Below are 11251 nucleotides of genomic sequence, written 5' to 3' on the forward strand. Positions count from 1 at the left end.
CGGCGATTTATCTCATTTTTATCGCCATTTTTAAAATGAGGACACACCCTAGATGCCGACCAAATAAAAATTTGGAAATTAAAAAGTTTGGATGCGGCGTAAGCGATGACTTTTGCTCTGTTAAAAAAACGCACTAGTCAGTTTAAAAAGCTATTCATTGCTCAGGCGATGCGCTACATTAAAGTGCCCGTCGAAGCGTCTACAAAGCGTAAGGGATACAATTTTATGACTGTTTTTTATGACGGATTTTGGTTGGGTCTGCTGAAGACAAAGACAGGCAGGATGTGCGATAGAGATACAGCGCCGCTCGCCCAAAAAAGTATATCAGTCCCAACGCATATAACAAGGAAGAGACATGACAGACAATACCCAAAATATCAATGAGCATATGCCGCACCAAACCTCTAGTATCGCGCACACCGCCGAAGAGATGCGAGCGCAATTTGAGCATCTACAAGCGCTGAGCCGTACGCAGCCGATAAACGACTGGGCCACGCGTGAGACGCAGCTGGATAACCTTGAAATGATGCTCAGCGACAACCAAGCCAGCTTTGCCAGTGCAATCAGCGCTGACTTTGGCCATCGTAGTGAGTCTGAGACGCAGTTTGCTGAGTTGTTCCCGAGTTTTACAGGGATTAGTCATGCCAAAAAACACGGCAAAAAATGGATGAAGCCCCAGCGTGCGCCGATCTCGGCACTGTATATGCCAGCCCATAACGAAATCCAGCCGCAGCCGTTAGGGGTGGTCGGCATCATGGTGCCTTGGAACTATCCGCTGTTTTTGGCCGTAGGCCCGATGATAGATGCGCTCGCTGCTGGCAATAGAATCATGATTAAAATGAGTGAGGCGGCACCAAAGTTTGCGCAGACGTTCGCCGATGCTGTGGCTCGTTATTTTTCCTCCGATATGATATGTGTGGTGCTGGGCGAGGTCGATATCGCGGTGGCTTTTAGTGAGCTGCCGTTTGATCATCTGCTGTATACTGGCTCGACAGCGGTCGGCAAAAAAGTCATGGCCGCCGCCGCCCCCAATCTGACGCCAGTGACGTTAGAGCTGGGTGGTAAGTCGCCGGTGATCGTCTTGGATGATGCCAATTTGGAATCGGTGGTCAATCGCGTGATGATGGGCAAGACACTAAATGCTGGTCAAACCTGTATCGCCCCTGATTATGTGCTGATTCCCCGTCGTTATCATGAGTCATTTATCCAAGCGGCAAAAGACTGGATGGATAAGCACTATCCTGATATTGAGCACAATCCTGACTACTCGCGCATCATCAATGGCGCGCAGTTTGAGCGCGTAAAAGGCTATTTGAACGCGCTACCAAGCGAGCAGGTGCATGCGCTGACCTCGATTGAGGCCAACAGCGAAACACGCCTGATGCCGCCTGTGATCGTTCGGGAGCCTGCGTTAGACAGTGAGGTCATGGAAAATGAGATTTTTGCGCCGATTTTGCCTTTGATACACTACGAAACGCTAGATGATGCCATTCACTTGGTCAATTCGCGCCCGCGTCCGCTGGCTTTGTATGTATTTGGCGAACATCAAGGCGATATAGAGCAAGTGCGTAATCGCACGGTTTCAGGTGGTCTGTGTGTCAACGAGGTCCTCATGCACGTGGCGCAGCACGACTTACCTTTTGGCGGCGTTGGTGATTCGGGCACCGGTGCTTATCATGGTAAGGCAGGATTTGAGCGTCTTAGTCACATGAAGCCTGTGTTTGTACAGGCCAAGCTCAACGGCATGAATTTACTACTACCGCCTTATGGTGGACTGTTTAAAAAAGCCATGGCTCTATTTTTAAAGTAGCACTCAAACACAGTCGCCTTGTAAGTCACTGTGTCTGATATAGTCATGCTCAGTGTAGCCATGCTCAGTGTAGCCATGCTCAGTGTAGCCATGCTCAGTGTAGCCATGCCTGATACAGCCTTATGGCGACACGTTTTAAGCATACTTATGCATCTACCTAGGTAGGTGCTTTTTTTTGGCCAAATAGCGGTAGACTGCGCATGGGTAGTGAACAATAAGCATTTGTCATCTCTGTGAGAAGTCGCTACACTTTGTAGTACCTCTAAACAACGGCAACCTATCATTTAAGCCAATCGCTCATGCGTGCTACTGACGCAAGAGATTCGTTCATACTTACGTGTAGGTATAGGCGAGCGGCACCCATCATCAATAGGAATGAGCATGCGCCAATGGATTGCGTTAAGTTTACTCTGTATGAGTACATTACTCCTGCCCGTGGCAGCCTCGGCGGCCTGCCAATCACCTGTCAAATTTGGCGCGCTGACATGGGAGAGTGGTCAGTTTATCTCTGGGGTACTCAAGTATATCGTCGAAGATGGCTATGAGTGTGCGGTCGAGGAGGTGCCAGGTGCTGGCCCTGCGCTCGAAACCGCGCTGTCGCAAGACGATATTCAAGTCATCGGTGAGCAGTGGGTTGGGCGCTCACCGATCATGGAGCAGGCCATTGCGCAAGATAAAGTTGCTGTCATCGGCGATACACTCAAAGGCGGTGCAACCCAAGGCTGGTATGTGCCCAAATACGTGCTAGAAGAAAATCCGGGACTGCGCAGCTACCAAGATCTGCCCAAGTATGCCCATTTGTTTGAAGACCCAGAAGATCCAGACAGTGCTCGTTTTATGAATTGCCCTTCTGGCTGGACTTGTGAGGTGTTTAATACGCGGCTACTAAAAAATACAGGATTGGACGGTGTTTTTAACAACGTGCACCCCGGTACGGGCGCGGCACTTGATGCCGAGATATCGTCTGCATTTGAGCAGCACAAACCCTTATTGTTTTATTACTGGCAGCCGACAGGGTTGATGGCGAAATACGACTTTGCCGCGCTTGAGTTTCCTGCGCACGATGATGCTTGTTGGCAGGATTTGCTGCGCGCAGATGGCAGCGCTGACTGCGTCTCAGGCTTTCCCGTTTCTCCTTTGGGGATTGCTGTCTCCACCCCGTTTATAGCGTCCCACCCAGCGCTGGTTGATGTTTTTAATAACGTACAGTTTAGTGCCGATGCGCTCAATGGCGCTATCTTAGAGATGAGTGAAAACAAACGTAGCGGCGAAGAGCAAGCGTTGGTGTTTTTGCGCGAGCATCCAGACGTCTGGCGTACGTGGGTGACTGACGAAGCGGCCATCAATTTAGCAGCGCAGTTAGGTATTAGCCTCACAGGTGCGGCAGCCAACGATAGCACTATCGCTCATGATGATGGCATCAATAATCACGCATTTGGCCTTGCATCGAGCTTCCCGTCATGGTCACTTGAGACCCCGCTCAATAATACCTTGGCAAGCGTGGTAAAAAACTACGGTGAGGTGTTTCGTACCATCAGTACTTTGGCACTTACTTATTTATTATTACCGATTGAGCGGCTATTGACCGCGATGCCGCCATGGCTGCTTATCTTACTCGTCATGGTATTAGGGTGGTTTGCGGTTCGTAAGGTGTGGTTTGCCTTGGCATGCGGTGCAGGGCTGTTTTTGATCGGTGCTTTTGGGCTGTGGGGCGCGCTGATTGATACTTTTGCCCTGCTAATCGTCTCGGTGCTGGTGACAGTGGTGATTGGCATTCCGATCGGGATTGCGATGTCGGGCAGTAAGATACTGCGTAAGATAGTCACGCCCATTTTGGATGTGATGCAGACCATGCCAAGCTTTGTATATTTGATTCCGGTGCTGATGCTATTTGGAATTGGTAAGGTGCCAGCGCTGTTTGCTACCGTCATTTATGCCTTGCCGCCGCTGATTCGCCTGACGACGCTGGGCATTACCCAAGTCGATCATGAGATGATCGAGGCAGGGCGCTCGTTTGGCAGTACGCATCGTCAGCTGCTGATTTGGATTAAGCTACCACAAGCATTACCAAGTATCATGGCGGGGATCAATCAAGCGGTGATGATGTCACTGTCCATGGTGGTGCTGGCTTCTATGATTGGGGCGCCAGGTCTTGGCGAGGATGTGCTGCAGTCTATTCAAACGCTAAATATCGGTCAAGGGCTACAAGCAGGTACCGCGATCGTCATCGTCGCCATTATCATTGATCGTATCACTCAGGCATTTGGTCAAGGCAAGCGCGCCCGCCAACAAACCATCGATGCTGGCAAGCGTCCGATAGGGTGATAAGTAGCGGCTACATCGAGCTAAGCTGTGCTAAACCGCATAAAAACCCCATAGCGAGAACCATGATGAACCATATTCAGCTTGAAAATATCAGTAAGATTTATAATGCCAGCACGGCACAGGCGCAGGTAGCTTTATCGCTATTGGCGCAAGGGATGGACAGTACCGAGGTCAAAGAGCAGACAGGGTATTCGGTCGGGCTTTATGACATCAACCTCGCCATCAAAGCAGGGGAGCTGCACTGTATCATGGGGCTCTCAGGCTCAGGCAAGTCGACTTTGATACGGCATATCAATCGTCTAATAGACCCAAGCTGTGGCAAAATATGGGTCGATACCAGCCTACATACAATAAACCCTAGTCGCGCGCCTGCTACCGTAGTAGCAGAGGAGACACAGACTACAGCGCAAGCAGGATCGTCTGCTATCGACATATTGACGCTCAATGATAAAGCGCTGCAGCAGTATCGTCAGCATACCGTCAGTATGGTGTTTCAGCATTTCGGCCTAGTACCGCACATGACTGTCATACAAAACGTCGCCTATGGCCTACGGGTACGGAAGATGAGTACCAAAGCGCGACATGAGATTGCACGGCATTGGCTCAATGAAGTCGGACTGCCCAATCTAGAACACAGCTACCCTGACGAACTATCAGGCGGTATGCAGCAGCGTGTTGGGCTGGCACGGGCATTGGCGACAGACAACCCAATTTTGCTGATGGATGAGGCGTTTTCTGCCCTTGATCCGCTGATTCGTGCTCAGCTACAAGACCAGCTGCTGGAGCTGCAAGATCGGCTGAGCAAGACCATCGTTTTTATTACCCATGATATCGATGAGGCCATCAAGCTCGGCCAACGCATCAGCATCTTAAACGGTGGTCGTTTGGTACAGACGGGCACCCCGCAGCAGCTACGTCACGACCCTGCTGATGATTATGTGGCGCAGTTTATGCACACTAAGTCGTGATGCTGATTTTGGCGTTTTTTATCGACAGCAAAGGCATTTTGCACGATAGAGTGTAGGGTTTGATCGGTGATACAACGGTTAACAAAAACTCAATATGAAACCGCTGTTTTTAATATTGTCTGAATTGTGTTTAGGCAGAGATGGTCGTACTATAAAAATATCTGTCACTCATAGCAGTGTTAGTTAAAGGATCTATTATGTCAAACCAGCCTACCGATAAAAACGATCAACCACGCCACTTAAATTGGTACAAAGTTCAGTCAAGTACCAGCCATTCTATAAGTAACGTTACCGCCAAACCCCCATCACAGCACTTAGTAAAACAGCCCCCTCACTCAAAACCATCACGCTACCTAAAAAACACCAGCCGCTATGGCGTGATGACGGTGCTCAGCGCTGGGCTGCTGATGGCTTGCGGCCAAATGAGTAATGCTGATAATAGTGCTGGCAGTAGTGCCAGTCAGCAAAACAGCGGCGTGACTAGCTCACGAGATATGCTGCCATCTGACATGCTTGGGCAGATGCAAGCATTGCCGCAATTGACCACAGGTCTGGGCGAGACAGGCGCAGCAGTGATCGACCCTGATAAGCCGACCTTGGTTAAGTTTTGGGCGAGCTGGTGCCCACTGTGTTTGGGCACGCTGGCCGAGACCGAAGTGTGGCGCCTTGATCCTAAGTTCTCTGGTTTAAACGTAGTCACTATGGCAAGTCCTGGTCATCTCAATGAGAAAGCTGAGGGTGAGTTTGCCTCATGGTATGCAGGCGTGCAGTCAGAGTATCCCAAACTACCGGTATTGACTGACCCTTCTGGCGCTATCATCAAGCAGCTTGGCGTGCAGGTCTATCCAAGCTGGGCGATACTGGATAAAACCGGCAACTTGGTACACTTAGTCAAAGGTAATATATCGACCGAGCAAGCATATGCGCTGGCGGACAATGCCGAAAACGACTTTGCCGAGCTAAAGGCTGGCAGTAGCAAGCCTGCAAACGCCCAAGCGGCAGCCAGCAATAGCAAGATTGAAACCATCAAGCAAAAAGATGGGGTGTATTATAATGACAAAGGCAACGCCATCAATACCCGCTCTATCTATCTGGCAGGCGGCTGCTTTTGGGGTGTTGAAGCCTATATGGAGCGTGTCGATGGCGTGGTCGATGCGCTATCAGGCTATGCCAATGGGGATACTGCCAACCCCAGTTATGAGCAGGTCATTCGCGGCTCAGGGCATGCTGAAGCAGTAAAAGTCACTTATGATGCTGATAAGATAGATCTTGATACGGTTTTGCAGTATTATTTCCGCGTCATTGACCCGACCAGCCTAAACAAACAAGGCAATGATCGCGGTGTGCAGTATCGTACTGGGGTGTATTATACCGATCAAGACGATAAAGCGGTCATCGACGCGGCGCTAAAGCGAGTACAGAGCCAATATAAGCAAAAAGTTGTGGTCGAAAATGAGCCGTTAGACAACTTTTATGTGGCGGAGATGTATCATCAAGACTATCTGGCAAAAAACCCCAATGGCTACTGTCATGTCGATCTCAGCCTTGCCGATGATAAGCTTGAGAGTACGGCACCACCCAAGCTTGCGCCTGTCAGCACCGTCGCAGAAGCGCTAGAGCCCAAGCGTTATGCTGGGTTTGATAAAAGTGCGCTACAGCAGACGCTCACCAAAGCTCAGTACAATATCACTCAACAGGCAGGAACAGAGCGGGCGTTTAGTCATGAGTATGATGACTTGTTTGCTCCTGGGATTTATGTCGATGTGGTCTCGGGCGAGCCTTTGTTTTTATCTACTGATAAGTACCAGTCAGGCTGCGGTTGGCCAAGCTTTACCAAGCCCATCGATATGCAAGTGATTACCCAGCACGAAGACCGAGCGTTTAATATGGTGCGTACCGAGGTGCGCTCGCGGGTCGCGGACTCACACTTGGGCCATGTGTTCCCCGATGGGCCAAAGGATCGTGGCGGCCTACGTTATTGTATCAATGGTGGCGCGCTGCAGTTTATCCCCGTCGATGTGATGCCGCAGTCAGGCTATGCGCCTTTGGTCAAACTGATTACGTCGTAGTGGTATCGACAGCGTTGTACAGTGTTATAAATGTTTTGCTGTTTTTGACCCATTTAGCTGACTATTAGCTGACTATCAATTAAATTGAGGGCACGCATTAATAAAAGCACCAAGAAAGCAGGAACTCTGAAAAAGGCAGCAAATTTCGTTATACTTGACGACTGATGAATGCGCGCTGCAAACGTGCTGTTTGTGCGCCATATCTGGTTGTTTATCATATTATATACTGTGTCGCTTTGAGTATTAGGTGACGTTATTTTTTATTTTTGTGTTTCTAAGGCCATAGTATGACCGTTACCTATGCACCTATTATTACCTCGTTACTTGATAACGATTTGTACAAATTCACCATGCTCCAAGCCATGCTGCATCAGTTTCCACAGACGCATGGGGTTTATCGCTTTCGTTGCCGCAATAATAAGGATACTGTCTATCCCTTAGCCGATATCAAAGACGCTCTAGAGCAGCAACTAGATAGTCTGTGCGAGTTACGGTTTTCGGAAGATGAATTAGAATATCTGCGCGGTTTGCGCTTTATTCGTTCAGACTTCGTCGATTATCTCGAGCTGTTTAAGCTCAAGCGCCGTTTTATCACTGTCAGCACCGATGAAAAAGACAGACTGTGCATCGATATCGAAGGACCGATGATACAGGCAATGTTTTTTGAAGTGTTTGTTTTGGCCATTGTCAATGAATTGTATTTTAGTGCCTTATCAGACGCTCAAGTCTTGGCAGAAGGCCAGCGCCGGCTAGACGCCAAAGTTGAGCTACTGCATCATTATGCAGCCGAGCAAAGCAGCTATAGCCCCGATACACCGCCTTTTATCGTGGCTGATTTTGGTACGCGTCGCCGCTTTAGCAAATCTTGGCAAGCGCATGTGGTGGAGACCCTACACAAGGCTGCCCCAAAGATAGTTGGCGGCACCTCAAACGTTTATCTAGCAAAAAAACTGGGAATGACGCCGATCGGTACGATGGCGCACGAGTTTATGCAGGCATTTCAGGCATTGGATGTGCGTTTGCGCGATTCACAAAAAGCGGCGCTGGAAGCGTGGGTCCATGAGTATCGCGGCGACTTAGGAATCGCGCTGACAGATGTCGTCGGTATGGATGCGTTTTTGCGTGATTTTGACTTGTATTTTGCCAAGCTGTTTGATGGCTTGCGTCACGACAGCGGCGACCCCTATGTGTGGGGTGACAAGGCCATCGCGCATTATAAAAAGCTCAAGATAAACCCTAAGACTAAGATTTTGACTTTTAGTGATGGTTTGGATTTGGACAAAGCGTGGGAGCTGCATCAGTATTTTAAAGACCGTATCAAAACCAGCTTTGGCATCGGCACCAACTTGACCAATGACATGGGCATCACCCCAATCAATATCGTGCTAAAGCTGGTCGAGTGTAACGGTCAGCCTGTGGCAAAATTGTCTGACAGCCCAGGCAAGACCATGATTAATAATGACACCTATCTTGCCTATCTTCGCCAAGTGTTTGAGGTGGATACGCCATAATAAAGCGCCACTAGCGGTTGCTATTTTGATCACTACTCTCTGTGCGACCTTCTTCAGCAAACGCCGCATCTAGCGCTTGCTGTACGGCATTGATGCGGGTTTCGCAGACACGATACGCCGCGATTGACTCTTCGACCGTGGTCATAAGGTTGTCGATATCGGGTTCATCTTGCTGCTGTAGTTGCTCGGCATTGGTTTTTAAAATATCGTAAGCCGCCTTAAAAGTTTTTGGGGCGGCTTTTTTGCGTCGGCGAGTCGGGGTAGTCATAAGGTTTTCCTAAGCTCTGGTAATGGTTTTGGTAGATAATAGGGTTTAAGTAATTAGTTCTTAAACGTTGTTGTCTGATTCGGTTAGCGTATTAGCAGATTCTGTCCTCTTGTGATTGTCTTTAATCTCAACAATCTGCGCCTGTGCTTTGCCATCTTTTAAGACGATATGAATGGCTTGCTCAGGATAAAGCTGCGTGCTGCTGGTCAGAATTTGTTTGTCTTTGGCATCAGTGAGCATGGTATAGCCTTGCTTGAGCACACGAGAAGGACGGTGTAAAAGGACAATGTCGCGCAGATGCTCGCTGTTACGCTGCGCTTGTATGACGCGCAGCTGGGCGGTTTGTATCACTGTTTTTTGGTAGTTTTGACTATAAGTAGAAGCGGCTGCTAATTGCTGATAAGCCAAGGATTGAGTCTGCGCGCGCAGATTGCTGGTGAGTCTGGCGGCTTGCTTAACTTGGCGCTGGGCGCTTTGCTGAATGCTACGCCACGCATAATCACTGTCTTTTCGCAGTGCGGTCAGCTGACCGATGGTTTGTGATTGGATATGGCTCAATTGTCGTGACGTTTTTTGCTCAGCCATCGTGAGTTGCTGTATGGCCGCTTGTTTGATTTGTGCTTGGTATTGCAGCGTTTGGGTAATGAGCTGAGCCAGATGACTGATAATCGCTGCGATGACTTTTGATGGCGTATCAAAGCTAGTATGCGCCACCTCATCTAGAATGACTTTATCCCGCTCATGACCGATGCCGACCCACACGGGAAGAGGCTGCTCAGCCACCAATGCTGCCAGCTCATAGTCATTTAAGTAAGCCAAATCGCCCACCGCACCGCCGCCGCGGATAATTACTAATAAATCTGGCAAACGCTGATAGGTATCTTGGAATTGCTGCTGAGCGCTGACGATGGCTTGGCGAATCTCGCTTGGCGCATGATTGCCTTGAAAGGTGGCATGATGGTAATGAAACTGACAAGCACCGGTACTGGCTAAGCGGTCTGCATCGGCCTGAAAGTCGCCCAATCCTGCGGCTTTTTCGGGGGCGATGACCAGCACATGCTCGATATCAAACGGTGTCGGTAGCTGCTGATTGAGGTGCAGGAGTCCTTCGCCCGTTAAGCGGTCGACCATCTCAGCGTATTGCCGCGCCAAATCGCCTAACGTGTAGCTTGGATCGATATCCTCGATCGTGAGCGAAAAGCCATACTGCGCATGAAAACCTGCCGATACTTTGAGCAGTACGGTCAGATCGCGCTCAAGCGGCATGCCCGTTGCGCGCTCAAACTTCGCCAAAACGCGGGCGGCCTTAAAGCGCCAGAGGTTGCCGCGGCAGCTGGCCACGACCTTACCATCGTCATCTTTTTCGGCCAACTCAAAATAATAATGTCCGCCTTTGCTCGATAAGTTGCGAATCTCAGCCTTCACCCACACGCGATGGTTAAAGGTTTCTTTTACCACCATCTCTACCGCCGACAAGTAGTCACTTAAGCGCAGCACCGTGTCTTCTAAACTGACTTCTAGGCTGTTTTCTTGCTCAGCAAGCTCAGCTTCTAACGTCGCCAAGTCTTTGGCAGGGGCTAGGACTTTGGCTTGTTTGATATTTGAGAGATTGGGTTTGCGCATAATAGGAGACCAAAGCCGACTAAGACATAAAAGTATAAAGTGGGACAAAAAGGTATAAAATGGTTGCTATCAAAACCAAAGAGACCATATTGTAAAAAGCAATGCGGCAAAAAACGCGGCAAAAAAACAACCAACCCTATCAATCAGAGAGCAAGGCAAGTTGACAATCCGCGAAATAGCGCTGCGTGTATCGCTTGAGGTTTTAAGCTGATGATAGTTTACCTCAAAAGCGCAGTTACAAAAAGAGAAGCCAACCGATCTGCTGCATAAATGCTGTGACAAACAGAAGGGCTGGCGAGTGGCTAGCGGCTGTGTTTACGCACCATCACGTTATTGGCAGCGAAAGCTGATGGTGTATTCATAGTCGTCATCACGCGATAAATCTGGTGAACCGGTACCAAAGATACTACCGAGCACCGCGCCAGCTTGTCCAACCATGCGGCCTGTGCGCTCATCCAAGATACCATTGTAGTTGACTGTGTCCTCAATGATAATTACTTGCTTGCTGCGGCATGTTTTTTGAGCGCTATCGATGGCGTTTTGTTGTGCTTTAACTTTTGTATCGGCGATACCCGTGGTCTCGTAGGTAGCGTTGGCGCGTTGAATGACCGGTGATGATGGGGTGCTTTGACAGGCGCTCAAAGCAAGTGCGGCGGCCAATGTGGCACCAAAAGCGG

Annotated in this window: 8 protein-coding genes; 5 read left to right on the forward strand and 3 right to left on the reverse strand. The window is 49.4% G+C overall.

Translation table 11 applies throughout. The features are described 5' to 3' along the window. Positions 1-355 precede the first annotated feature (355 nt). From NK638_RS10255 to pncB, 5 genes are all read left to right on the forward strand, one after another. A complete protein-coding gene (locus NK638_RS10255; protein WP_274632948.1) occupies positions 356-1810 on the forward strand; it encodes a coniferyl aldehyde dehydrogenase in 1455 nt (484 codons plus the stop codon). 381 nt (positions 1811-2191) lie between these two features. Continuing rightward, the gene (locus NK638_RS10260) at positions 2192-4135 is read left to right on the forward strand and encodes a glycine betaine ABC transporter substrate-binding protein (RefSeq protein ID WP_274632949.1); all 1944 of its coding nucleotides are present in this window, start codon (positions 2192-2194) and stop codon (positions 4133-4135) included. A 65-nt stretch (positions 4136-4200) separates the two neighbouring features. Further along, a complete protein-coding gene (locus tag NK638_RS10265) occupies positions 4201-5103 on the forward strand; it encodes an ATP-binding cassette domain-containing protein (RefSeq protein WP_274632952.1) in 903 nt (300 codons plus the stop codon). A gap of 380 nt (positions 5104-5483) precedes the next feature. Then, complete coding sequence (msrAB, locus tag NK638_RS10270) at positions 5484-7172, forward strand: bifunctional peptide-methionine (S)-S-oxide reductase MsrA/peptide-methionine (R)-S-oxide reductase MsrB (protein WP_446739832.1); 1689 nt, start codon at positions 5484-5486, stop codon at positions 7170-7172. 287 nt (positions 7173-7459) lie between these two features. Then, a complete protein-coding gene (gene pncB, locus NK638_RS10275) occupies positions 7460-8683 on the forward strand; it encodes a nicotinate phosphoribosyltransferase (RefSeq protein WP_192992890.1) in 1224 nt (407 codons plus the stop codon). Positions 8684-8693: 10 nt separating this feature from the next. On the opposite strand, the gene xseB is transcribed toward pncB, so the two are convergent. From xseB to NK638_RS10290, 3 genes are all read right to left on the reverse strand, one after another. Continuing rightward, a complete protein-coding gene (gene xseB / locus NK638_RS10280) occupies positions 8694-8951 on the reverse strand; it encodes an exodeoxyribonuclease VII small subunit (RefSeq protein ID WP_105246137.1) in 258 nt (85 codons plus the stop codon). Positions 8952-9011: 60 nt separating this feature from the next. Further along, on the reverse strand, positions 9012-10574 hold the full coding sequence (gene xseA, locus NK638_RS10285; RefSeq protein ID WP_274632951.1) for an exodeoxyribonuclease VII large subunit: 1563 nt from the start codon (positions 10572-10574) through the stop codon (positions 9012-9014). A 330-nt stretch (positions 10575-10904) separates the two neighbouring features. Then, the gene (locus NK638_RS10290; protein ID WP_274632953.1) at positions 10905-11234 is read right to left on the reverse strand and encodes a hypothetical protein; all 330 of its coding nucleotides are present in this window, start codon (positions 11232-11234) and stop codon (positions 10905-10907) included. Between the last annotated feature and the right edge of the window lie 17 nt (positions 11235-11251).

The organism is Psychrobacter sp. A3, assembly GCF_028823565.1.
GTDB lineage: Bacteria > Pseudomonadota > Gammaproteobacteria > Pseudomonadales > Moraxellaceae > Psychrobacter > Psychrobacter celer.